General features: G+C 63.5%; 22 protein-coding genes. 3 read left to right on the top strand and 19 right to left on the bottom strand.

All coding sequences use genetic code 11. The annotated features are described in order from the left end of the window. Nucleotides 1-23 precede the first annotated feature (23 nt). The 19 genes from JQF37_RS09930 to JQF37_RS09840 all read right to left on the bottom strand — a co-directional run bounded on the left by JQF37_RS09930 (nt 24) and on the right by JQF37_RS09840 (nt 21731). Nucleotides 24-443 carry a curli assembly protein CsgF gene (locus JQF37_RS09930; RefSeq protein WP_047530660.1) on the bottom strand — a complete coding sequence of 140 codons (420 nt, stop codon included), beginning with the start codon at nt 441-443 and terminating at the stop codon, nt 24-26. Next, nucleotides 440-829 carry a curli production assembly/transport protein CsgE gene (gene csgE, locus JQF37_RS09925; protein WP_130211340.1) on the bottom strand — a complete coding sequence of 130 codons (390 nt, stop codon included), beginning with the start codon at nt 827-829 and terminating at the stop codon, nt 440-442. The genes JQF37_RS09930 and csgE overlap by 4 nt, the downstream gene beginning before the upstream one ends. After that, complete coding sequence (locus JQF37_RS09920) at nt 826-1365, bottom strand: type II secretion system protein (protein ID WP_130211339.1); 540 nt, start codon at nt 1363-1365, stop codon at nt 826-828. Before JQF37_RS09920 ends, csgE begins: the two co-directional genes overlap by 4 nt. Then, nucleotides 1340-1714, bottom strand: a complete 375-nt coding sequence (locus JQF37_RS09915) for a type II secretion system protein (protein WP_047530667.1) — start codon at nt 1712-1714, stop codon at nt 1340-1342. The genes JQF37_RS09920 and JQF37_RS09915 overlap by 26 nt, the downstream gene beginning before the upstream one ends. A gap of 4 nt (nt 1715-1718) precedes the next feature. After that, on the bottom strand, nt 1719-2192 hold the full coding sequence (locus JQF37_RS09910; protein WP_047530670.1) for a type II secretion system protein: 474 nt from the start codon (nt 2190-2192) through the stop codon (nt 1719-1721). A gap of 2 nt (nt 2193-2194) precedes the next feature. Then, nucleotides 2195-4030, bottom strand: a complete 1836-nt coding sequence (locus tag JQF37_RS09905; RefSeq protein WP_130211338.1) for a secretin N-terminal domain-containing protein — start codon at nt 4028-4030, stop codon at nt 2195-2197. After that, on the bottom strand, nt 4027-4545 hold the full coding sequence (locus tag JQF37_RS09900; RefSeq protein ID WP_130211337.1) for a hypothetical protein: 519 nt from the start codon (nt 4543-4545) through the stop codon (nt 4027-4029). Before JQF37_RS09900 ends, JQF37_RS09905 begins: the two co-directional genes overlap by 4 nt. Further along, on the bottom strand, nt 4545-5093 hold the full coding sequence (locus tag JQF37_RS09895; protein WP_130211336.1) for a GspMb/PilO family protein: 549 nt from the start codon (nt 5091-5093) through the stop codon (nt 4545-4547). The genes JQF37_RS09900 and JQF37_RS09895 overlap by 1 nt, the downstream gene beginning before the upstream one ends. Continuing rightward, nucleotides 5080-5625, bottom strand: coding sequence for a PilN domain-containing protein (locus JQF37_RS09890; RefSeq protein WP_130211335.1), 546 nt, complete (start codon nt 5623-5625; stop codon nt 5080-5082). The genes JQF37_RS09895 and JQF37_RS09890 overlap by 14 nt, the downstream gene beginning before the upstream one ends. Nucleotide 5626: 1 nt before the next feature. Continuing rightward, the gene (locus JQF37_RS09885; protein WP_204149624.1) at nt 5627-6430 is read right to left on the bottom strand and encodes a hypothetical protein; all 804 of its coding nucleotides are present in this window, start codon (nt 6428-6430) and stop codon (nt 5627-5629) included. Then, nucleotides 6411-8117 (bottom strand): GspE/PulE family protein, encoded by a 1707-nt coding sequence (locus JQF37_RS09880; protein WP_130211333.1) that lies wholly within the window; start codon nt 8115-8117, stop codon nt 6411-6413. The genes JQF37_RS09885 and JQF37_RS09880 overlap by 20 nt, the downstream gene beginning before the upstream one ends. 84 nt (nt 8118-8201) lie before the next feature. Beyond that, entirely contained in the window at nt 8202-8735 is a 534-nt protein-coding gene (locus tag JQF37_RS09875) for a response regulator (RefSeq protein WP_130211332.1), read from the bottom strand. 222 nt (nt 8736-8957) lie between these two features. Next, on the bottom strand, nt 8958-9911 hold the full coding sequence (locus JQF37_RS09870; RefSeq protein ID WP_130211331.1) for a peptidylprolyl isomerase: 954 nt from the start codon (nt 9909-9911) through the stop codon (nt 8958-8960). 13 nt (nt 9912-9924) lie between these two features. Then, on the bottom strand, nt 9925-11475 hold the full coding sequence (locus JQF37_RS09865; protein ID WP_130211330.1) for an ABC transporter substrate-binding protein: 1551 nt from the start codon (nt 11473-11475) through the stop codon (nt 9925-9927). Between the two features lie 9 nt (nt 11476-11484). Beyond that, a complete protein-coding gene (locus JQF37_RS09860; protein ID WP_130211329.1) occupies nt 11485-12111 on the bottom strand; it encodes an SCO family protein in 627 nt (208 codons plus the stop codon). Next, nucleotides 12108-12764, bottom strand: coding sequence for an SCO family protein (locus JQF37_RS09855; protein ID WP_130211328.1), 657 nt, complete (start codon nt 12762-12764; stop codon nt 12108-12110). Before JQF37_RS09855 ends, JQF37_RS09860 begins: the two co-directional genes overlap by 4 nt. 13 nt (nt 12765-12777) lie before the next feature. Further along, nucleotides 12778-14730 (bottom strand): YncE family protein, encoded by a 1953-nt coding sequence (locus tag JQF37_RS09850; RefSeq protein WP_130211327.1) that lies wholly within the window; start codon nt 14728-14730, stop codon nt 12778-12780. 372 nt (nt 14731-15102) lie between these two features. After that, a complete protein-coding gene (gene mnxG / locus JQF37_RS09845; RefSeq protein ID WP_130211326.1) occupies nt 15103-20916 on the bottom strand; it encodes a manganese-oxidizing multicopper oxidase MnxG in 5814 nt (1937 codons plus the stop codon). A gap of 206 nt (nt 20917-21122) precedes the next feature. Beyond that, nucleotides 21123-21731 (bottom strand): lytic transglycosylase domain-containing protein, encoded by a 609-nt coding sequence (locus JQF37_RS09840; protein ID WP_130211325.1) that lies wholly within the window; start codon nt 21729-21731, stop codon nt 21123-21125. A gap of 206 nt (nt 21732-21937) precedes the next feature. On the opposite strand from JQF37_RS09840, the gene gspG reads away from it, so the two are divergent. From gspG to JQF37_RS31340, 3 genes are all read left to right on the top strand, one after another. Next, on the top strand, nt 21938-22372 hold the full coding sequence (gene gspG, locus JQF37_RS09835; RefSeq protein WP_130211324.1) for a type II secretion system major pseudopilin GspG: 435 nt from the start codon (nt 21938-21940) through the stop codon (nt 22370-22372). A 14-nt stretch (nt 22373-22386) separates the two neighbouring features. Further along, entirely contained in the window at nt 22387-23574 is a 1188-nt protein-coding gene (locus JQF37_RS09830) for a type II secretion system F family protein (RefSeq protein ID WP_103406644.1), read from the top strand. Between the two features lie 157 nt (nt 23575-23731). Next, entirely contained in the window at nt 23732-24325 is a 594-nt protein-coding gene (locus JQF37_RS31340) for a hypothetical protein (protein WP_239142515.1), read from the top strand. Nucleotides 24326-24424: the final 99 nt, after the last annotated feature.

Raw genomic sequence — 24424 nt, 5'->3', positions numbered from 1 at the left:
CTCCCCGTCGTCCCGAATCCCCATCAAGGGGCCAGGCCATTGACCTTGATTTCCGACAGTTCGCCCGTCGCGCGGTCCGTCACTTCAATCGTCAGCTGCCCTGAGTCGTCGACGACATTGACGATGAAGGCATCGGTGGACAGGCTTCCCGTATTGCCCGCGGAGATGTTGTCCAGCAACTGCCCCAGCAACCTCGACTGCAATTGACTGCTGAACCGCTCCAGGGCCGATGTCCCCGCCACGGTGGTGCGATCCTTCAAGTCCGGGTCGTCGTAGTCGTTTTGCGCCTGGGCATTGTTGAGCAGCCAGGTGCCGTTTAACGGGTTGCCGCCAAACGATGGGTTGATCGGCGTGTAGACCAGTTCGGTGGCCTGGACCAGCCCACAACTTCCCAGCCCGAGCAGCCAGAGCCCGAGGTGCCGCGAGACCGTTTTCGTTTTCATAGTTCGTCCCTCTCAAGGTCCGTGGTGTCCTGCAACAAGGCTTCCAGCTTGCGCTGGACAACCTGCCCGCGTACCCAGTCGGCGGCGTCATAGGCCTCGTCCTTGAGCTCCACGGTGTTCGGCGGCAGGAAGCGCCGATAAACCAGACGCTGTTGATATTCCACGGTCACCAGGCTGCCCCAGCGAGCCGATGGCCGTTCGCGTACCACCAGGTTGAAATCCATCGGGCTGGTGGCGCGCAGGCGTTCACTGAACGCGTAGTAAAACTCGTGGCCGATGTGCGAGATCGTGTCGTCGATGATGAAGCCGAGCATTTCGTCCTCTTCGCCGGCCGAGGCGACACAGGTGCTCAGCACCAGGATCAAGGCCAGGCAGAAACGCTTCATGGCTGCAACGCCTGAGGGGTTTTGCTCTGGCCCTTGGCCGGGCCGGACGCGCCATCGAGGAAGGCCTTCTCGGCCACGAACTGCCAGTCCTTGTAGCTGGCCATGCCGTTGAAGTCCGACCACTGGCTGGGAAAGTCCGCCTGTTTGAGCGGTTTGTCCGTGGAGGAACTGGCGATGCCGGTGATACGGCCGTCGAAGCCGCGCATCAGGAACCAGTCGCCACCGCCAATCGGGTCCGGATAGAGCTGGCGCAGATGATGTTTGGCGTTGGGAAACCGCTCGTCCTGCAGCAGGTCGGCGAGTTCTTTCGGGTACTGGGCCAGGCCTGGCGAACTGCGGTAGTAGCTGCGCAGTGCCTGGGCGTACTGGGTGCCGACCCACAGCAACTGGCGTTCGCGATCGCGGCGCGAGGCGGTGGCCCACAACTCGCCGGCACTGGCCAGGCCCATGCCCATCACCATGATCAGCAGCAGCACACCCAGGTAGGTGAAACCGCCCTGCGCAGCAGGCTTACCACTCGGAATAAAGGCTGCCATCACGCGCCCTCCCTGTGGCTCCGCTCTTGATATCAGCCACCCCGCCCTGCACGCCATCGGGCGGTGCCACCAGGACCCAGGCATCCTTGCGTTCGGCAATCGGGTCCATTGGCTGGTTGCGCAAGTAGCGCTGCTCGACCATTTGCTCGATGGAGTCGGGATAACGCCCGGTGTCGCCGTAGTAGTGATCGAGGGCTTCGCGCATGGCCGACAGGCTCTGGCGCAAGGTGGTCTCTTTCGAGGCTTCGAGACTGTTGAAATAACGCGGCAAGGCGATGGTCATCAGGGTCGCGATGATTGCCATGACCACCATCAATTCGAGCAGGGTGAAACCCTTTTCCCGGCGCATAGATTCACCACTCCCGGTAGGCGATGCCGTTAAGACCCTTGCCCCGGGCCCTGGAGTAAACGTCAAAGACGTCCGCGCCCTCCCGTGGGTTTTGAGCCGTGCTGTCGTAGGCGCGCAACCCCCAGCCACCGTCGTCGTCACGCTTGGCCGGAGCCAACGGATCGTGGGGCACGCGCCGCAGGAAATAGAACTTGGCCCCCTTGGCGCTGCGCACATCCCGCACACCCTCCACCAGCACTTTCAAGTTCGGCGGGTAGCCGCTGCTGTCGAGGGACTTTTCGATGTAACCGGCGTCGAAAGCCCGTTTGTAGGCGTCGATCGCATCGCGGATCTGGTACAGAGCGGTGCGCAGTTCCTGCTCCTTGCCCCGGCGCACCACGGTCTCGGTCAGCGGCGCGGCCAGGCCGGCCAGGAGGCCGACCAGCGCAAGCGTCACCACGACTTCGATCAGGGTAAAACCGCGTTGCGAGGCGTTCATGATCAAGGCTTCCCGACGCTGATTTCGACGTTGGTGGAGGCCACCGGCCGATCGAGGCGCTGCGGCTGGACCGACGATTCCAGCTCACGATTCGGCGCCTGGATGTGCATGCTGGTTTCGGTGCCGGTGGTGAATTCCATGTCCGACGGGCTCTGGTACGGCAGGTTGCGCACCACCCGCGGGGTGATCGACAGCACCAGCTCGGATTTGCCGACGGTGTCCTTGTTACTGCCGAACAGGCGACCCAGACCGGGGATATCGCCAAGCCCCGGGATTTTGTTGCCGGTGGCGCCATGGTCGTTGCGCATCAGGCCGGCGAGGATCTGGGTTTCACCATCATGCAGGCGCAGGGTGGTCTGGGCGTTGCGGGTATCGACCTGCACCGGAATCGTGCCCTGGCGGGTCGGCTCCAGCGGCGTGGCATTACTGACTTCCAGGGCGATTTTGATCGCCACTTCGTTGTTCAGGTGCACGGTAGGCTGCACTTCCAGTTTCAGACCGACATCCAGGTACGTCACGCTTTCGGTGATCACCGGCCCCTGGGTCGACGGTACCGAAGTGGCGCTGATGATCGGTACGCGCTGACCGATGTGGATGCGCGCCTGCTCACGGTTGCTGACGCGGATCACCGGGCTCGCCAGGGTATTGATGTCGTTGTCCTGGGCGTTGATCTTGGCCTGCGGCGACGGCGAGATGCTGATCCGGCTGGAATCGATGCCCTTGAGCTGATCGAGCAGCGTGACCGCCGAACCGTCGCTGTTGACCACGCCGAAGGTGTTCGGCCATTGCAGGCCGAGGTCGAGAATGCGCTGGGTGGCGACTTCCATGACTTCCACTTCCAGCACCACTTCGGGGTTGGACTGGTCTTGGGATTGCAGGAGTTTTTCCGCCATGCGGATGGCGTCGCCGGTGTCGCGCATGGTCAGGGTGTTGAGCCGTTCATCGACGAACACGTCGCGGGTCTTGAGCATGGTCTTGACCATGTTCAAGGCGGTGTTGGCATCGATGCTGGTCAGGTAAAAGGTGCGCATCACCAGTTCCTGATAATCCTTGAGCTTCTGCGGCGAATCCGGGTAGATCAGCAGGGTGTTTTCGTTCACCACTTTCTGGTGCAACTGGTTCTGTTGCAGCAGCAGTTCCACCGCGTCTTCGATGCGCACGTCACGCACGAAGATGGTGGCTTTCATGTCCGGGCGCAGGTCTTTGTCGAAAATGAAATTCAGACCGGCGACCTGGGACAGCACTTCGAAGATGGTCTTGAGGTTGGCGTCGCGAAACTCCAGGGTGACGGGCTTGTCCAGGCGCGTGCGCAGTTGCGGATAGGGAATCACATTGCGGCTCTGCACCAGGCGCACATTGCTTTGCAGTTCCAGGGCGCCCTCATTGTTCGGGTCCAGTTCGAGGATCTGTTTGACCTGACGGTCGGCGGCGTAGATGTCACCGCGACGCAAGTCCCCACGGGCCAGCTCGAGTTTTTCATCGAGGCTGCGCAGGTGATCGAGCTGGCGTATGGCGTCCTGGGCCCGGCGGTTGTTCGGCTCGATGGACAACACCCGACCGTAGGTCAGACGGGCCGAGGCGAAGTCGCGCTGGGTGCGGCTCATGTCGGCCTGGCTCAACAGCGCCGTCACCGCACGGGCGCGCCCGCTGGTCAGCGCCAGGTGCAATTCGGTATCGCGGGGGTTTTCGCGCAGGCCTTCCTGGATCCGCGCCAGGCCGGCTTCGTACTGACCCGACGCCATCAGGTCGGTCCCCTCGTCCCTGGCCAGTTGCGCCGAACTGCACGCGGCCAGCCCCGCACAGAAACCCATGCTCATCAGCAATCGGAATGTGTTCATTGCGCGCTCCCCACAGACAGAGTCTGGGACAAATGCAGAGGCAGATAGACCAGGCTCAGTTCCATGTCGGAAATCCCCTCGATCTTCCATGTTGCGTCGATCACATCCCCTTTGCGCACGACGTAGATTTTCTCGCCGCTCTGCAAGAACACCTGCAGATCGGTACGGTCATCCATGCGGCCAATGAACTGGAAAGGCATCGGCGGTGCAGTGGGGACCTGCACCACCGGCGCGACGTTGACGGCTTGTTCGGTGACGCTGGCCAGGGTCGGCGCAACCTTCCAGCTGCGGGGGGCGAACAGGTCGCCGGCCGGGCTCAGGTCCTTGATCGCCGCCGGCGCGCCCGAGGCTGACGCGGCCGCCAGCTCGCCACGGGTTTTGCCTTTGGCGGGCGTGGCCACTGCCGCGACATCGGCCTCGCCATCGCCGGCCGGTTTCAAGTAGTCGGGCAACCAGGCCAGCGCCGCCGCCACACCGAAGAACGCTACCCAGCCCATTGCGCGTTTGCTGTTCATCATGACCTCGACAGGTAAAGGGTCATGCGGATCCGCCCGGTCAGGTCGGTGTCGGCGATCTTCTTGCGTTGCAACTCCACGTCCTCCAGCACCACCGCCGGCAACTGGCCGAGCAAGGCGTGCAGGAAGCGCCGCAGTTGCGGGTAGCTGCCCCGCACTGGCAGCAGGATCTGATAGCGCGCCAGGTGGGTTTTCGGATCGATGCCCAGGGAATACTCACCACGAGCCAGGGTGATGCGTTCCTGGGCGGCCAGCGCATAGATCTTGTCGATGGCCACGGTGGCCTGGGGCTGGGTCGGCAACTTGCTGCGGAAATCATCCAGTTGCCGTTGCGGCACCACCGGCGCGGCCACGGTGCCGTCTTCGACTTTGGCCAGGTAGGCGCGGGCTTCGCGGGTCTGCTGGCTGAGCTGTTGCACGGACTGCCAGTCCGGCAGCAAACCGGCCAGGCCATAGGTGAGCGCCAGCACCAGCATCGCCAGCCCCGCCAGACCGGGCACGCCCAGGCTTTGCAGGTACTCGTGGACGATCAATCTAGGGATTTGCATCGCCAATCTCCCAGGTAGCCGACAAGTTGAATTGCACCGGGTGCTCCGGCACGTTGGCGACGATTTCGTGGCTGAGCAGCGACACATCGGACAGCTCGTCGCTGGCTTCGAGGCGGCGGTGGAAGTCGAGCATGGCGTCCAGGTCCCGCGCCTCGGCGCTGATCCGTAGCTGGCCCTTGCGGGCGTCCGGGGTCAGGGTCAGCAAGGCAATGTTGTCCCGGGGCATGGCTTCGAGGGTGGCGAACAACTGCTCCCAGGGGCGGCGCAATTGCTGGGACACCTTGCGCATCTCCGCCAGGTTCTGTGCCTGTTCGCGGATTTGCGCCGGGGTCAGGCTGACCTTGCTGCCGGTGTCGCCGGTGAGCACGCGCTGGGCGGTTTGCAGGTGGCCTTGCTGTTGTTCGGTCTCCTCGCTGAGGTGTTGCTGGATCACGATGCAGCTCAGCACCAGCACCACACCGCCGGCCAGCAGGCTCCAGCCCAGCGGGCTCGCACGGCGACGCGGTTGAAAGTCGAGCATCAGGGCGCGCATGTCAGGCCACCGCCCGAGACATGACGTACAGGCAATCGTGTACGGCTGTCCGGTCCTCTTCGAGGGTGCGCAGGTGCATACCGGGAACGTCGGGGTGCGAGTCGATGCGGGCCGGCGCATGCAGGTAAACATTCAGCGGCCGTTCACTGGTGGAGGCCTGCAACTGGCTTTCGCGACCGATCAGGGCCGTCAGGGCGGCATCGCTGTCACTGCTGCCCACCGAACGCACCGCCGCCCAGCGCCCTTCGCGTGCCAGCAGCAACACACTGCGCACCGGTTCGGCGACCACGAACAGGAAGTCCCCGGCGTCGAAGCTCTTGTCGAAATGATTGAACGCAGCCATCAGGTACGGCTGCACTGAATGCAGTTTCAGGCCGCGACCGCTCACCAGCGTGCGCAGGCGCTCAAGCAAGTCCTGCGGCAATGCACTGGCGACGCGGTCGTAACCGGCCGGTTCGGCCGAGAGCACCAGGCTCCAGGGTTGGCTCGGTACGCCGTAGAGGTCTTCGAAGCACAGTTGGGCAAACCCGCGCAGTTCTTCGGGGCTGCTGATCTGATCGCTCCAGGGCACCAGGCAGAAACGGCTAAAGTGCCCGGAGACCACCACTGTCAACTCCGCACCGGCGCGGGCATGTTCGCCCAGCAGCCGGTCGAGGGTTTCCAGGGCCACGGCCCAGGCATGAAAGCCCTCCTCGATGAAGCCGACGCTGCCCAGCCACAGGGTTTCGCTGCCCTGACGCCGCCCCAGGCCGACACCACTGGCGCCGACGACGGCGACATAACGCTCACGAGATAAAAGTGACACGATTGATCTCCTCGAGAGTGGTCCGGCCGTGTTGCACCAGTTCCAGCGCCGACTCGCGCAGCAAGCGCAAGCCACGTTTGCAGGCGTGGGCCTTGATTTTCGAAATGGGCTGGCGCTCGACGATCATTTGCCGCAGTTCGTCGTCCAGGTGCAGCAGCTCGGCAATCGCGCTGCGTCCGCGGTAGCCGGTGCCACGGCAATGGCCGCAGCCCTTGCCGTGCACGAAGTGGTAGTGAGCGACCTGCTGCGGATCGAGTCCCGAGGTTTGCAGTTCTTCTTCAGTCGGGGTGTACGTCGTGCTACAGCTGCTGCAGACCAGGCGAATCAGACGCTGGGCCAGTACCGCGTTGAGGGCGCTGACCAGGCTGTAGGGGTCGATTTCCATCTGGGTGAAGCGGCCGATCACGTCGAACACGTTGTTGGCGTGAATGGTGGTGAACACCAGGTGCCCGGTGAGTGCCGATTGCACCGCGATCTGCGCGGTGTCGGGGTCGCGGATTTCCCCGACCATGATCTTGTCCGGGTCGTGACGCAGGATCGAGCGCAGGCCCCGGGCGAAGGTCAGGCCTTTTTTCTCGTTGACCGGGATTTGCAACACGCCCGGCAGCTGATATTCCACCGGGTCTTCAATGGTGATGATCTTGTCCACACCGTGGTTGATCTCGGTGATCATCGCGTACAGCGTGGTGGTCTTGCCGCTGCCGGTGGGGCCGGTGACCAGCACCATGCCGTAGGGTTCGGCCGCCAGCCGGCGCAGTTGGCGCAGGGTTTCGTCTTCGAAGCCCAGGGCTTGCAACTGCACACCGCAGACCTTGTCCGCCAGGTCCTGTTTGTCGAGCACCCGCAGCACCGCGTCCTCGCCAAAAATGCTCGGCATGATCGACACCCGGAAGTCGATCTGCCGGCCGCTGATGCCGATCTTGAAGCGACCGTCCTGGGGCACGCGCTTTTCGCCGATGTCCAGTTCGGCCATGACCTTGACCCGGGAAATCACCTGTTCGGCGAATTCGTTGCCCTGGATCTTGCTGATGTTGTTCAGCACGCCATCGATCCGGTACTTGATCACCAGGCCGCTGCCGGTGGTGCCCAGGTGGATGTCGCTGGCATGCATTTTCAGTGCGTCGTACAGGGTCGAGTTGACCAGTTTGACCACCACGCTGGAGTCTTCGCTGATGCTGGTCAGGGACAGGCTTTGCAGGTTATCGATTTCGCTGCCGGCATCGCTCTGGGCGTTGAGTGACTCCACGGCGTGGAAGCTCTCTTCGTGGCGTGCCAGGTAGGCTTTCAGGTCGTCGGCGTGCACCAGGTACAGCGGCGCGCCGTGCAGGCAATCATCGATCCAGGCCAGACGGGCGGTGTCGAAGGGGTCGGCAAACACACCGATGACCGCATCGTCGTGACGCAGCAGGGTGAATTCGCGCTTGAGGCATTGGGCCAGGGTGACCCGGTCGAATACCGGGGTGGCTTGAAACAGGCTGTCGGTATCGAGCACCGGGTAATGCAGGGTCGCGCCGAGGCACTGGATGAAGGGCATGGGGGCCAGTTCGCAAAGCTCCCCGAGGGCATCCAGCATCCGTTCACCGGAACTGGCGGCCAGCGCTCGCGCCTGGGCTAATTGCTCACTGGAAAAACGGCTGGGTAGACACTCCGACGGCGACGGCTCGACAACAAGGGATAGACGGTCCATGGCTTGCTCTCCAACGCCCGGGGCTTTGAGCCCTGTCGGCGCGGCGAGCTATTTCGGCGGGGGCCGGAACGTCTTGTCGCGCCACTACTCCCCGGTGAGCAATTGTTCGTCGTCTGGCGCCCTGGCGGCCGATGAACTTCGTCGGCGATCGGCAAGCACCCAGCTACCGTCGTACAACTGCAGCGGGAAACTTTCGGTCCTGCTCTGGCGTCGTTCGACGAATCCTTCGGAATCCTTCACACCTGCTTTGGGTTCGCGCTCCATCCCCAGAAGATCACAGACTGCACGGGCCAATTCCGCCAAAGGAAAGGGTTTGAACAGGATGTGGCTGACGCCCAGTTGCCGGGCCCGCTCGCAAACTTCTGCGGTGGGGTGGCCTGTGATCAGCACAAAATGACACTTCCTGTTCTGGCGGACGGCATCGAGCACCTCAAAACCTTCCATATCGGGCAAGCGGTAATCGAACACCATCACATCGGGTGAAAAGCGTTCGGCTTCGCCAATCGCCGCTTCACCGGTGTGCGCTATCCGGACTTCCAGCGCTTGCGCCTGCAGGTAACCCTGGAGGTTTTCCGCAAGCAGCTGTTCGTCTTCAACAACCAGTACTTTGTTTAACAAGGTGGACTCCTTGAAACCGCAGGGCCGAATACCGAACCTGGTGGAGTGCGCGCCTTCAACAGGTCTAACGCACACTTCATGCCAGGCCGGGCGCCGGTCGTTTTATCGCTTCATGTCCTTGAATTTAAAAACAATGCCTTTTCGTCCACTTACCGCTCCCCCCAAAAACGGGGAACCCGAACGGATTTGCATTGAATCGATTCCCCACTTTTGGGGAAACGCTCAATCATCGTCAACCCGTTCGATCCGATGACTGGATCGCAGCTGCGCCAGTGCCTGTAGACGAGCCTGAACCTGTTTCTGCCGGGCAAGGTATGCCCGGACCATGTCAAGTCCTTGCTCCTCTGTGACATCGGCTGCCTCCACTCGGTTCTCCAAATAAATCAAATGCCAGCCCACGGCCGTGCGCACCGGCTCGCTGACCGCACCCGGCGCCAGGGCAAAAGCTGTCGCTTCGAACTCCGGCAGCATCCGCCCCCGGGGAAAGTAACCCAGTTCGCCGCCTTCGCTGGCCGAGGCGTCTTCAGACCCCTCCCTGGCGACACTGGCAAAATCGGCACCTTGCGTGATTCGGGTACGCATGCCTTCCAAGCGTAGTCTTGCTGCTTCAACAGTGGAAGCATCCGCCCCCTGAGGCACCTTGATCAGGATATGCCTGACCTGTACTTCCTCGGGCCGGCTCATCTCGGCGCGGTGTTCCTCGAAAAACGCCCGCACCTGTTTTTCATCCGGCTCGCCGACTTGGGTGAGGACGGCGAACACTTGCTGAGCCGCCAGTTCACGGCGGGTGTATTCGGCATAGCTGGCCTCATCGAAACCGGCGTCTTCCAGGCGCCGGGCGAACACCTCGGCACCACCGAAGGCCTGGCGGGTCTTCTCGACCTGGCTTTGCACCGTAGAATCGCTGATCACCACCCCACGCTTGAGCGCCTCCTGCCAGAGCAGTTCCTTGTCAATCAAGGCATCCAGCGCTGCCTTGCGCAGCTGCTTGTAAGCCTTGGGATTGCGAATATTGCCCACCGAGCGCCCCTGATCCTCCAGGTACTCGGCGAAATAACGCTCCAGGCGCAGTTGGGAAATTTCCTCGCCATTGACCCGCGCCACGGCCGGACCGTTGCTGCAGTATGCCGCTGGCACCCACAGCGCCCACAGAACCAGCAAAGTGTTGAGTTTCATCTACGGCCTCCGGTCAAGGCATCGCGGCAATGGGTTTGTAAGGGGCAACCAGGAAAAAACGCTGGTCAGGCAAGTCCACGGTGACGATGTGCGCGCCACTGAGGCCCAGGCGCCGGCCCGGCCCGAAACTGATCAGCGGGGTCAGCCCGGTATCGAAGTCATGCAGGCCTTCCAGGGCCTCGATCAGTTTTTCGCGGCTGGCGTCACGCCCGGCCTGCTTCATGCCTTCGCTCAAGAGCATCATCGAGCTGAACGCACCGACTTGCAGAACCGCATGCTCGCCGCCCAGTTTCTGTCGCTCGCGCACCTGGGTCAGGGCCAGGCGCCCGGCCCGCGTCCAGTCGCTGGGCACGAACGGATAGGCCAGGAATACCCGACGGGAAAAGCCGCTGGGCACTTGCAGCAAATCACCCGCGACCTGATTCGAAGCGGCGAACAGGTAAGGCACCTGGCCCGCCGTCTGCAAACGCTCGGCGAGCAGACTGAAACCGCCGCTGCTGCCCATGTAAAACACCGAACGCGAACCCAACGGCAAGTCATCCTGCGTCGTCCCATAGGCTTGCAGGCGCACTTTCTCCCAGGCGTTGTCTTGCAGGTACTGGGCCAGTTTCTCTGCGGCCAGCCGTTGACCGGGCTCGTCCGGGTAGGCGATCAGCGTCGGCCCCTGCAACACCCGCAAGGTGGCGGTGGCGTAATTGGCCAGGGCGATCATTTGTTCGCGCAGCCCCGGCAGCGGCTCGAAGATCTCTCGGCTGGGCTGGGTCGTGCCTTGCAACGACAGCGGCCCGATCAGGGGCACACCGGCCTGCTCCAGACGTGCTGCCATGTCCGCTTCCAGCGCTGGCGCCAGTGGTGCGATCAGCGCGAACACCTGCTCCTTGTCGATCAACTGGTCCAGCGCGCGCATGGCGCTGGCGCGGTCGGGGCCGGGATCGAGAATGGTCAGGCGCAACTGCCGACCATGAATCCCGCCCGCCTCATTGATGCGCGCCACACAACCGTTGAGCACTGCCGCCACCGTGGCGCCCTCCTCGCTCAGCGCGCCCGTGCCCGGCAACAAGGTGCCCAGGTGCAGACTGTCAGAGTCGAGGCCCGGATCACGGTCATCGGCCAGGCGCTTGAGGTAGGCCGTGAGGTTGTGCTGATCCTTCATCGACAACAAGAACCTGGGCATCGCCGGGTCGAGTCGATTGTTGCCGGGATCGCGCCCCTCCTGAATCGCCCTGGCCAGCGTGCCCTCGGTGTAGGCCGGGTAACTGCGCCCGTTGATTTGCTGCTGGCCATAGGTGCTGGAGAGCCGCGTCCAGGTCAGGTCCGGCGGCCGCACGCCGCCTTCGGGACGGCCGATGCCATCGCGGCCATGGCAATTGACACACGGCAGGCTGGTGGCCGGCAGCAACAGGCCGGCCGCTCCGACCCGGGCCATGATCGGCTCGCCACTGGCCGACACCCCCTCGCGGTACAGCCGCTTGCCGGCGCTTTCGCCGGGGGTCAGCGTCAACGCCTGGGCGCTCAGGCTGATGCCAGACACCATGAGCAGGCCGAGGATGAGAGCTTTTTTCATGGCCCGGACTCAGCGACCGGCCACAGGCATTGTCAGCAACTGCAAGCGCTGGGCAATGGCGGCGGCGGGTGCATCGGGCCGGATTTTGCTCCAGCGCTTATTGGCCACGTCGCCGACGATCAACTGCGTGGAGTGCTGCTCGGGGGTCGGCACGATCTGGCCGATGCGCCCCAGGACAAGGTCCATCTGCGCCTTGTCGCCGGTAAGGAAAAGCCAGTGGGGGCCATCGACGCCCTGCTTCAAGGTGTAAGCCTTGAGTACCGCCGGGGTGTCCCGCAGCGGATCACTGGTAAGGGAAATAAAGGTGATGCCGTCCGCCTGGTCGCCCAGCACTTCGCGTACTTGCTTGAGCTTCTGGGTGATCAGCGGGCAGGCGTCGGTGCAGCTGGTGAAAATCACGTTGAGCAGCACCACCCGGTTCTGCAGCGCGTCGCTGTAGAAGCGCAGGGTGTTGCCGTTCTGGTCCTGCAACGGCGTGTCGGTGAACCAGGTTTTTGCGTCGCGGGTGCCGCCCGCCGGTTGTGCCGTGGTTGCAGCAGACGCCGGTGCCGGTTCTTGATGGCCGTCGTGGGCGAAGGCCAGCGCACTGAACAGGCAAAGGCAGGCACTCAGGGCCATGCGGTCGAGGGTTCTCATGGTTGATGCTCCATAGCGACGGCCGTGTGCTTGGCGTGGGCATTGCGCTGACCGCTGAGTTTCTCGACTTCACGGCTCAGCACCGTCGGGTCGGTGAAACCGTAAAAACGCGTCCAGTGACGGCTGTTGCCATCGCCGACCAGAATCAACGGCGCATGGTTCTTGAAGTCGCCGCTGAAGGTGCCAAGGCCCTTGAGGGTTTCGTTGACCGACTGCGTGGTGCCGGTCAGCCAGCTCCAGCCCGGGCCATTCTGGAAGCTACGGGCATAGTCGTTCAGGCGCTTGGCGTCATCGCGCTGCGGGTCGATGCTGATCGACACCAGTTGCACCTCGGTACCGACCCGCGCGCCGAGCTGTTTCTGCACCTTGCCCATGATCGAAGACACCACCGGGCAGACCGTGGTGCAGCTGGTGTAGATGAAGCTCATGACCACGATCTTGTTGCTGACCAGGTCTTTTTCCAGGCGCACGGTTTGGCCGTTCTGGTCCACCAGCGCCACGTCGGCGAATTTGACCTGGGTGCTCTCCGGGCTGACGCTTTTGGGCTGCATGTCGTGACCGGCATGTTCGTCCGCCGAGTGGGCCAGTGCCTGGCCGATGCCAACAGCCAACAGGCAGAAGGTCAGCAGGCCACGGTGTGCAAATCGGTTCATGTCGATGTCCTCTTCAATGAGTCTGGCCGGGGGTCACCCGAACACTGGCAAAGGTCTGGTCGCCGAAATTCGCCCCCAGTGACGCCGCACGCACGTGCAGGTACCAGGCGCCTTGTTGATTGAGGTTGACCGGGGCTTCATACACGCCGTTGCCGACTTCCAGGGCCGCGACTTCCCGAGGCCGCGAAGTCGGGGCCAGGAAGTAGCGCACCTGAACGTCCTTCACCCCGCTGCGTTCGGTTTTCTGCTTGCCCTGGACGATGCGGAAACGCACGACATACGGGCTGCCCAAAGCAGCGGTGGAGGTGTCGAGCATGAACTCCACGTTTGGCACGCCAGCGAGGTGATCGAGGTTCTTGTCGGCCTCGACCACGGTGGTGAAGCAATGGATGATGTTCGGCTGATTGAGCAGGAACGCCACGTCGAAACGCCCGGCCGGCGGCAGCTTGATCCGTGCGCTGTACAGCCCCGGCTCGACTTCGCGCAGGCTGCGGTCGATCACCAGCGCCGCCCGTGCCACTTGCCCGCGATTGGGGTAACCGGACATCGGGGCGTTCATGCCTTCGGCGTAGAAGTAGGTGGTGTTGTCCACCGGGTTGACCACAAACACCGCGTTGTCATCCCGTGATACCGCCAGGCTCGCCGCCAGTGGCAGGTCACCGGCCAGGCGCGGCGCCTGGGGCCCGGCTTCGAAGCCCTGGCTGATGGGCGTACGGCCTTCGCCGAGTGACGCCAGGTTGATCATCGTGACCTTGGGCGACGCCAGCCCGCGGATGTAGGCGTAGGCCTTGGTGAACACCACCTGATAGGGCTCGGCGGACACGTCCAGTTCATGGATCAACGAGTCGGTGGCGGCGTCGATCACCGAGGCCTGGTTCTCCAGGGTATTGAGCACGATGCCGAAACGCCCGTCGGCGCTGAACCCCATCGGGCCGAGGCCCTGCTTGACCTTGATCACCCGTCGCACCGACTGGCTCGGCGCATCCACCACGGTAATGGTGCCGTCCCGGCCATCCGCCACATAGGCTGCGCCGGACAGCGGCGAGTACACCACCGACAACGGGTGCGAGCCGGTCTTGAGTTGTTTGATGATGGTCAGGCTGGCGATATCGATGATGCTCAAGGTGCCGTCGTCGCGATTGGTGACGAAGGCGAAACGGCTGTCCTTGCTGAAGGCGATTTCGTGATGGCCGCCCCCCGTAGCCAGGTGCTTGAGGGTTTTCAGGCTGTGGGTGTCGATCACCGTGACCCCGGACTGCTCCGCTGCCGGTGCGTTGTTGCCGACCCACAGCAGGCGTTCGTCCGGTTGCAGCGCGACACGTACCGGGTGGCTGCCGGCTGCCACCGAGTCCACCAGTTTGAATTGCTCGCTGTCGATCACTGCGACTTCACCCGCCGTCGGCATCGACACGAACACCCGCTTGTTATCCCTGGGGGTGACCCAGTCCATCGGCGGTTGCTTGATGTCGATCCGCGCCAGGGTGCTGGTAATGCCGCCCACCGACACCGACGGATCGACCACCGAGACGCTGGCATCGCGGTTCATCACCATGAGGAAGTAGCTGTTGAGATCGAGCAAGGGCCGCGCGCCGATACTCGATTTGAGGAACACCCCGACCCGCGCCTTGCAACTCTGTTCGCGGCCCTGGGCCTGGTCGGCGGCGACGGTCTCCGGGTCCAGCCAGGCGCCCGGTGCAACGCCCGCCAAGGGTTGGCCGGAAGCCTTGTCGGTAATGCGGAACTGCACGTCGGCGAACTGCCCTTCGCGCAGTACGCCGTCCGCGCCCAGCGGCTTGACGTCGAGCGCCACCGACACGCCGTCACGCTCCAGCGACTGTCCGCTCCGGGCATCGGGCGACGCAACATCGCTGAGCAAGGCCGGAGGTGACGTGCGCCATACCCCGAGGCAGATCAGCGCCACGCCGACAATCAACGCGCCGCTGGCGAATTTAATGGTCCTGTTCATGCCAACACTCCCCTTCAGATCTGTGTCTGCCTCATCGCCCCCTGTGGGAGCGAGCCTGCTCGCGAAGAGGCCAGCACATCCAACATTCATGTGTCTGACACTCCGCCATCGCGAGCAGGCTCGCTCCCACAGGTGTTGCGTAGTTTCCCGGGCCTACGGCGCCGGTGCCGGCTCCGGTTCGTTGAACGCGCCGCTGGCGATTTTGATGGTCCTGTTCATGCCAACACTCCCCTTCAGATCTGTGTCTGCCTCATCGCCCCCTGTGGGAGCGAGCCTGCTCGCGATGAGGCCGGCACATCCAACATTCATGTGTCTGACACTCCGCCATCGCGAGCAGGCTCGCTCCCACAGGTGTTGCGTTGTTTCCCGGGCCTACGGCGCCGGTGCCGGCTCCGGTTCGTTGGTCACCCGCAGCAATCCCCACAGCCCGGCAGCGTTGCCATAAGCACCGTAATCACGGAACAGGTAATCACCCGGGATTGCGTTGCTGCCCCCGGCACTCGGGTGCATGAAGCTGAAGTGCGCCGCCGGCAGGATGCTTTCGTGGGCGCCGATGTACATCGACATGGGGTTGTAGCCAAACCGCACCGACCCCACCCCAGGCGTCCCCATCGGGTAGCCACCGGTGTCGCTCTTCTCCGACAGGAACGGGTTGACCGACCAGACGTGTCCGTCGAGCTGGAAGGTGGTGCCGCGACTGCCGCCGGTCGGCATCAGGATGTGCGTGCGGAACGGTTGACCCGGTTTGACGTACAGCACCGGCGTCTGCGGATCGCCGCCCACCAACGCGTTGCTGAAGGCCATGTGCGCGTTCTGCACATCGCCGTAGCCATGACCGTCGGCGTGGCCGAACGGCGCATCCGGGGCCAGGCCGAAGCGGTACCACATCGGCTCTGTCTTGAAGTTGATGGCCATGCTCGAGTTGTCCTGTGGATCGGTCGGCACGCCCGCCTCCGAGGCTATGCCTTCCACCGGACGACCATTGGCCCAGCGCATGTTCAAGGCCTTCTGCCAGACCATGGCAAAGTCGCGATAAGGGGTTTGCCCCGGTGCAGTGACGGTCGCATTGACCTTGCGTGTGTCCTCCGTCCAGGTGGCGCCGACCGGCAGGATGCTCATCGCTCCGCCCAGGCCTTTTTGCGGCTGCTTGATCACGTCTGCCGGCGTGATATTCAGCCCGCCGAACTCCACCGCCGTGGCGTTGATGTTGTCGACACTGCGGCCCAGTTGGGTGATCGGCTTGCCTTCACGCTCCAGGTGCCCGGCGTAGTACTGATAGGTACGGGTCGGGTACGGCCCGGTGTTGCCCACCCGTGGCGGCACGGTCTGGATCGGGTTGGTGCCGACGTTGGTGCCGTCGGATTTGGTGATGTCGTAAGCCAGCAATTGCGCGTGCAGGCCCACGGTGCTCGATGGCCGCAGCAGGTTATTGCTGAAGGTGGTCGAACCCTCGCCGTCGTTGCGGTCACGCTTGACCATGCCCATCACGGTGGCCATCTGGGGCAGGTCCGGCATCACACCGGGCAGGCGGTTTTCCAGGGTGATGTTGATGCAGTCACCCGCCGCCGCACGCAGCACCAGCGGTTCCACCGGCACGCCGGGTTTGAGTTTGCCGGTGACCGGATCGAGGTCGGCCTTGCGCACATAGAGGATCGCGGTCGGGTCATGCAACGGCCCGCTTTGCCCGCCGATGGTGAAGGTCAGACCGTCTTCAGGGTCGGTCACGGTGACTTGTGGAATGCTCACCGCCCGCGAGTTGAAGACCAGGGTGCCACCGGCCGGATTCAACGGCCCGCCGACGTGTTGCCCAAGCCCCGCCGAGTCGCCGATGGCCAGCCCCAGTGGGTTGCCGAGGATGTCGTTGGCCAGGGCCGCGACCACTTCATAGTTGCGTTGCGGGGTCGGCCGGGTACCGATGCCGTTGGGGTTGGCGCCGTACCGTGGGCAGGTGCCATCGAAGGCCACGGTGTTGCGCATGCCGGCCGGTTTCGGGTTGTTCGGCAGCGCGAACAGGTCGTTGCGCTGGGCCGTGTAGTTGCGCATCACGCCCCAGATTCCGCTCCAGTAACCCTCAAGCGAGGCGTCCATCGAGTACAGGTAGTCACCGGTGGTGGCCGCCGAACTGGAGAGCATCGACACCGGCGCGATGAAGCCCATCTGCTCGGAGATCCCGATCATCTGCGACGCGCGCCAGCCGGAGTTGGAGCTGTTGCCGAAGCCGGAACCGCTTTGCAGCCACTTCACGCCGTGCAGGGTGACGTTGTGCTCCTCTTCGTGACCGCCGGCATGCACCCGCAGCCGCACGTTGTCGCCCGTGTAGGTGCGCAGCATCGGGGTGAACGGATCGCCCGGTTCGGCGCCGCCCTTGTTGATGTGCGGCGGGAACAAAGTGGTGCCGCCGGTGGGACCGGTGGCCGCGGTGATCAGGTTCGGCGCCAGGTTCATCGCCGGGATCGCACGGTCGGTACGGCTTTGCATGGCGTACGCCAGGTCGCCGCCCAGGCCATCGGCCTGCATGCCGCGCTTGCCGTCCGGGCCGACCTTGTTCGGGTCGTACACCCGCAGGGCCAGCGGTTCGTTGCGGTAATTGACCACGAACATACCGGGGTCATCGACCGAGATTGCCTGCGGGCAAGGCCGGCTTGGGCAGCCTGGCATCAGACCGCCACGGGCTTCGACCACCTGCTCAAGCAAGGTTTCGGCTTCCTTGCGCACCGGCGGATTGATCGCGTAGCGGAAGCTGTCGGCGGTGGCCGGGAAGCTTTGCGCGTCAGGAATGCCATTGGGACCGGCGCCCACGTACACCCCGGCTTCATAGGCGTGCTGGAAGTCGCTGTATTCGAGGAAGAACTCACGGAAGCTGTCGTTCTTGCCGTCACCGTCCAGGTCGCCGGTAGAGATCACCGCTTGCCACGACGTCGGCCCACCGTCCTGCCGCGCGCCGCTGTACAACGGCTCGCCGGTTTCGGCGTGGAACCAGGTGGAACCGGCCGGTTCGGCCAGCACGGTGGCGTACAGGCCGATCTGTTGGTGCGTCGATGGGCCGAGGTGGTCGTGGGTGAAGATGGTGCCCAGGCCACGGTCGACGCCCTTGGTGTTCACCACCGGATCGACGAACCAGCGTTGCATCGCCGTACGCGCACCGACCCAGTCGGCCCGGCCGTATTGGCCGAAGTACGGGTGCACCTTGGCTTTCGGGCACGCGGCCGTGCCGTCGCGCGGGTCGGTCCCTTCGCACTGGTTGAACTGGCGAATGGCATGGATGCGTTCCTGCACGGCACCCGGGGAAAGGATGCCGTCCTCGTAGTTCCAGCCATTGGCCGAACCGTCGGCCGCCGTCAGGTCCCATTTCGGCAGGTGGATGTGCTGGCCGATCACGTCGGTCGGTGTGCGCACCTGATAGTCATCCATCTCATAGATGGCCGGCACCAGGTTGGTTTGCTGGTACTGCACGCAATCGAAGGTGTTCATGCGCATCACCAGCGGCTCTGGCGGACGCTGCTTGGTGATCACCGGCCAGGCGTCTTCCCACAGCGCGAGAATGCGCGCCTGCGGGAAGTGGTAGCCGACTTTGTTGTACACCGCGTCGAACTGGATGTTCGCCGCCTTGTAGATGCGCGGACGGTCGGCGGTGAAGGTCGAGGCACCGCTGAACGACATGCCGTCGATCCGCTCACCGCTGTTGAACTCACCGCTGCCGGCACTGCTGGTCAGGCGCTTGGCCCGGTCATCCATGCACGGTTCGTAGTACGGTGCGCCCGCCATCGGCAGCGCGCCGTTGGTGCGGAAGTTGCGCGCCACCACCTGGTTGCCCGGCAGCACGGCGAAACTGGGGTGGTCTTTTTTGGCGTGGAACGCCATGGCCGCCTGTTCGACTTCGGTGCCTTCTTCGGGCAGGTACAGCGGTTTGGCGCGGGTCACTTCCTTGGAGAAATCCAGGGACGTGGTCACCGTGTGCGCCTCGCCGCCGGAGGCGAAACCGTCCAGCGAGTGACGCCCCAGGCCGCCATCCCAGCCACCGGACTGAGCCGGGTCGAGGTTGGCCCACAAGGCATTGCCACTCGACTTCAAGGCCTGGGCCTTGGCGGCGTCGAGCATGTCCAGCGGTGGGGTCGGCGGGCGTTGGCCGACCGAACTTTCCATGCCGCCGATCCAGAAGGGATAGCCCGGGTTTTTCAGGCTGCCGTCGGCATTGCGGTTGGCTTCGCTGCGATCCACCAGCGCCAGCGAGCCAATCGCCTGGGCGCTACCGCCATGATGCCCGCTGTCATCGTCGCCCTCTTCATCGTCGTCATCGTCATTGGCGGCCACCTGGGACTCGCTGATTTTCGGTACGACCGCGACTTTGCCCGGCATCGGCGCCATGGCTTTGCCCGGCAGCGGTACCACCGCCGGAATCGGCGTGCCGGCCACAATCTCACCATCGGGCAACGCCCGTGCACCCGCTGCCGGTTTACCGCTGCGCAGGGCATAGGGTTCGCTGTGGTAACCGTCGGCGCCCTGTTGCGAGACTTCGAGTTTGGTGCCTTCTTCAAAGACGTCATGGACCCGCCACATGCTCCACATGCCTTGGGCAAAGTGCGGGTAGAAGTGGCAGTGATAGATCGCATCGCCCGCTACCCGGTTACGGTTGCCCGAACCGCCGTTGGCGATTTCATAGGTGTAGCCGGCGCCCGGCCCGATGCCCTGGGCGTCCACGTAGTCGGAGTTGTCGTCGTTGGGGTTGAACAGCCACTGATGCCCGTGCAGGTGGAAGATGTGCTGCTCATGGCCGTTGTGGGTGTTGCGGAATTTGACGAAGTCGCCGATGTAGCTGTGGTTGACGTTGGACGGCTCGGACGGATACAGCGCCATGGTCGCCTTGACCCCGACCTGATCGGCCTTGGGCACTTCACCGGGACGGATGTTTTCCAGTCCGGCGTTGGCCGGTACGTCCACCAGCATCGCCACGTCGCCGACGGTGTGAGCGCTGAGGAAGAACTCTTCATAGGCACAGGACAGGCAATCGTGCATCGGCCCCACGCCCAGTCGGTTGGCCACCACCTCGGCGCCCATGCCGCCGGATCCGTAGTTGATCATGAAGCCATCGCGGGTCGGCTCCAGCACGTGGGCCATGACCGGGTCGGCCCAGTAGCCTGGAAACGCCTGGGTCGCGGCGGTTTCATCCTGGAACTGCGAAGCGAAATCGCGGAACGGCTCCAGACGATTGGGCAGCGCCGGGTTGCGTTTGCCCACCGATTCCAGCGGATAGGTCGAGGGCGGGAAGCTGCCGTCGGCGTTGCTGCCCATGACAATGGCGTCGCTTTCGCTGGAGATGATTTCGTTGCCGTCGACCATGTTGATGATCGGCGTGCCGGCCTTGCCTTCACCTATCCAGGGCTGGCGCTGCGGGTAGCGCGCCTGGTAATCGACAATCGGCTGGCCGGCCGGGGTGCGCCCGGTGGTGGCCAGGCGCATCTCTTCTTCAGTCACGGTGTTGCGGTAGGTGCGACCACCCTTGGGCACCACCACCACTTCGCCGAACAGCCCGTTGGCCACGTTGCCGGCCGCCCCTTCGCCACCGAAGGTCGCGCCACGGCTGCTGGCGGCGAATGCACCTTCACGCTCGGCGTACAAGGTGTAGCTGCGCGTGGCACCGGGCGGGATCAAGGTGTTGGCGTTGCGTCCGGTATACGAAGCGATGTCGTCGATGGTGTTGACCGCTTGCATGCCGTTGACCTGGAAACCGACATGGCGGTCAGAGACCTGCTCATCGACCTTGAAGGCATTCTCGTTGCCGACTTCGACTTCGCCTTCCACGCCGCCATTTTCGTGCGAACCGGGGTTGGCCTGATAGGCCAGGAGGTTCTGCAGGTTGATGGTCAGGCAATCGCCGGCGGCGACCCGCAATACCAGCGGACGCGGACGCTTGTCGGGGCGCAGCGACACCTTGCCCGGCACCGCGGCACCGCCCTGTGCCAGGGAGATCTCGTGGTCATCGACCACATCGCGACGCAGGGCGAACATCATGCCGTTGACGTTTTGCGCACCGAGGCGGTTGAACATCAGCGGCTGATCCAGCGCCACGACGTTGGCCACCAGATTGCGCTCACAGCGCGCAGCCGCTTCGGCCAACTCGACGCCGAACATCGAGGCCACCAGCAGCAACAAATGAAAGACGGATGGAACGTGGAAAATGCCGGTCATGATCACGGGCCTCGCTGTGGGTGCTCACAGGGAATAATTCTCGACAACTCCGTTGAGCAATCTGCATGCCATAAAAATTACGTTTATTTTTCAGCTAGTTACGATTATCACTTGATACATCGGGGGATAATTCCCCACTTATTCCCCACTTTTTCGCCGGGGCCACCCTGCCCCAATGTTGGGGAAAACCACCCCACGGCTTACGTTCACAACGGGGCGTCGGCCGACAAGCCCTGCAAACGCCGGTACTGGCGCAGCACGCTGGGCACATAACGCTGGGTTTCGGCGAACGGCGGGATTACCCCGCCACGGCTGAGCACCGCTTGCGGCCCGGCGTTGTAGGCGGCTACGGCGAGGGCGATGTCGTTGTCGAACAGGGTCATCAGCCGCTTGAGATAACGGGCGCCGCCCTGGATGTTGGCCTTGGGGTCGTAGACGTCGGTCACGCCCATCTCGCGGGCCGTGTCGGGCATCAACTGCATCAAGCCACCGGCCCCCTTGGCGGACACCGCACTGGGGTTGTAGGCCGACTCGGTCTTGATCACCGCGTGCAGCAGCGCGGCCGGCAATTGGTTGGCCGTGGCCGCCGCCGACACCAGCTCGGCGTAGGGTTGCGCGGCAATCATCTGCGGCTGTTGATCGAGGCTGACCACCGCCGCCGAGGGCTCGTGAATGACCCGTTCATAGTGCCGGCCGGGGCGGTGGACATTGGACAGGACGAAGTTGCCCCTGGCATCCGTGGACACGAACACATCGGCTTGAGCGACGCCCGCCAGCAGCAGGCAGCCGAGCATTCCCGTGGTGAGTGTTTTCATTGTTCCGCCTCCCCTGCCCGGCCCCGAAAAATGGGGGTTATGCCCCAATGACCAGTCGTGAATCAGCCATACGCAAGCACTGTGCCGAAAGCGCAGAAGCCCGTGGCATGCGGGTTACAGGGAGATGCCCAAGCCTTGACCAACCCTTTGCATGGCAATTGCATAAGGCCCTGTTGCGACCCTTCTGCCGACTGTGTGAGGTCATCATGAATCAGCGACTGTGTTTCGCCCCGCGTGCCCAACGCGGCTTCACTCTGCTCGAATTGTTGGTGGTGCTGGTGGTGCTGGGGTTGTTGGCCGGCATCGTCGCGCCGAAATATTTCGCTCAGTTGGGCCGCTCCGAAGTGAAGGTGGCCAAGGCGCAGATAGAAGGACTGGGCAAGGCACTGGACTTGTATCGACTCGAGGTCGGCCATTACCCGTCGACCGAACAGGGTTTGCAGGCGCTGGTCACCGCGCCCAGTGACGAGCCCCACTGGACCGGTCCGTACCTGCAGAAAAAGCTGCCGCAGGACCCGTGGGGCCGTAACTACAGCTACCGCTACCCTGGCGAAAACGGCGAGTACGACCTGCTGTCCATGGGCAAGGACGGTCAACCCGGCGGCGAAGGCGAGAACGCTGAAGTCACCAGTTGGCAGTGACGGACATGGCCACCCTGCGTTTTCATCTCAAAGCCGTCGGCAAGGCCGGCGTGGTTTCCATGACCGTCGAGGCACCGGGTCACAGCGAGGCGCGGCGCATCGCCGAAGACCAGGGCCTGCGGGTGGTCAGCCTGCACGCCGAACGTCATTGGCGGGCGCTGCGCCTGAAGCAGCGCGAGACGTTCAACCTGGTGTTGTTCAGCCAGGAACTGACCACCTTGCTCAATGCCGGCCTGCCGTTGATCGATGCCCTCGAAAGCCTGGCGGAAAAAGAAACCGCGCCCCAGGCCCGCAAGACCCTGAGCGAGCTGGTGCGCCTGCTTTATGAAGGCAAGTCGTTTTCCCAGGCGTTGGCCCAGTTGTCGGCGGTGTTCCCGCCGTTGTACGTGGCCCTGGTGCAGTCCAGCGAGAAGACCGGCGCCGTCGGCGAAGCCCTGGGCCGCTATGTCAGCTATCGCCAGCGCATGGACGAGGTCCGCCAGAAGATCATCAGCGCCTCGATCTACCCCATGCTGTTGCTGGTGGTCGGGGGTGGCGTGGTGCTGTTCCTGATGGGCTATGTGGTGCCGCGCTTCAGTCTGGTGTTTGAAGGACTGGGGTCAAACCTGCCGTGGCTGTCGCAGATCCTGATGAGCAGCGGCATGTTCCTGCACGCCCACCAGGGCGAGTTCTTCGGCGCCTTGCTGGCCATCATCGTCGTCCTGGTGTTGCTCAAGCGCCAACCGGCCTTTCGCCGGGGCGTGGACCACTTGATCGAAAAACTTCCGGCGGTGCACCAGCGCATTTTCATGTACGAACTGGCGCGTTTTTATCGCTCCCTGGGGATCCTCCTGCAAGGCGGCATTCCCCTGGTCACCGCCATGGGCATGGTCCGTGGCCTGCTCACGGTGGCTTCGCGCACACGCCTGGACCAGGCGTGCGAGCGGGTACGCGAAGGGCAATCGCTGTCGACGGCGCTGGAGCTCAATCATCTGGTGACCCCGGTGTCCCTGCGCCTGCTGCGTGCCGGTGAACAGTCCGGCAATCTCGGGCAAATGATGGAGCGCAGCGCCGACTTCTACGACGAAGAAATCAGCCGCTGGATCGAATGGTTCGTGCGCTTGTTCGAACCCTTGCTGATGACCTTCATCGGCCTGTTGATCGGAGTGATCGTGATCCTGATGTACATCCCCATTTTCGAACTGGCCTCGAGCATTCACTGAGCCCTGGCGTCGGGTCTGGCAGCGCGATGAACGATTTATCGACGTTGCAAATGAATAAAGCGGGACGTTGAGGTGTTTATCGACGGTTCCTGCTGAATAAAGCAATGCATTGCATTGTTTATCAACGTTCCACCTGAAGAAGAAGACGGAGATCGATATGCACATGAACAAGCTTATGCTGGCTGTTGCAATTGGCGCGGTTCTGTCGGCATCTACCGTACTGATTCCGGACAACCTGTCCGGGGTTTCGAGCGCTCACGCAAAAGAAGGGGGGAGTGGTGGAGGTGGCGGCGGCCATGGTGGTGGCGGTGGAGGCCACGGTGGTGGCGGTAGTGGCGGTAGTGGCGGTAGTGGCGGTAGTGGCGGTAGTGGCGGTGGCCACGGTGGTGGCGGAAGTGGCGGCGGTGGTGGTGGTAACGGTGGCGGCCACGGTGGTGGTGGCGGCGGAAGTGGTGGAAGCGGCAGTGGTCACGGTGGAAGTGGCAGCAGCGGCAACAGCGGCAACAGCGGCAGCGACCATGCTTCGGGGCACAGCGGCAGCACAGCCTCCTCCGGATCGGGACGCAACAGCAGCCACGCAGAACCGGGCGATGACCACGGCGTTCATCGTGCCGGCGAGGTAGGTGACGACCGCGGAGTCCATCGTGCCGGCGAAGTCGGGGACGATCGCGGAGTCCATCGTGCTGGCGAAGTCGGGGATGATCGCGGCGTACATGTGGGTGGCGAAGCAGGCGATGACAAACGGACCTGACATTCACTCATCAACATACGATCTGTGGGAGCTGGCTTGCCGGTGAAGGCGATGTGTCAGGCACCATCGATGCTGGATGTGCCGGCCCCATCGCGGGCA

It is taken from the genome of Pseudomonas sp. MIL9, assembly GCF_016887925.1.
GTDB lineage: Bacteria > Pseudomonadota > Gammaproteobacteria > Pseudomonadales > Pseudomonadaceae > Aquipseudomonas > Aquipseudomonas mohnii.
The sequence above is the reverse complement of the archived record's forward strand: the minus strand, read 5'-3'. Positions and strand labels throughout refer to the sequence as shown.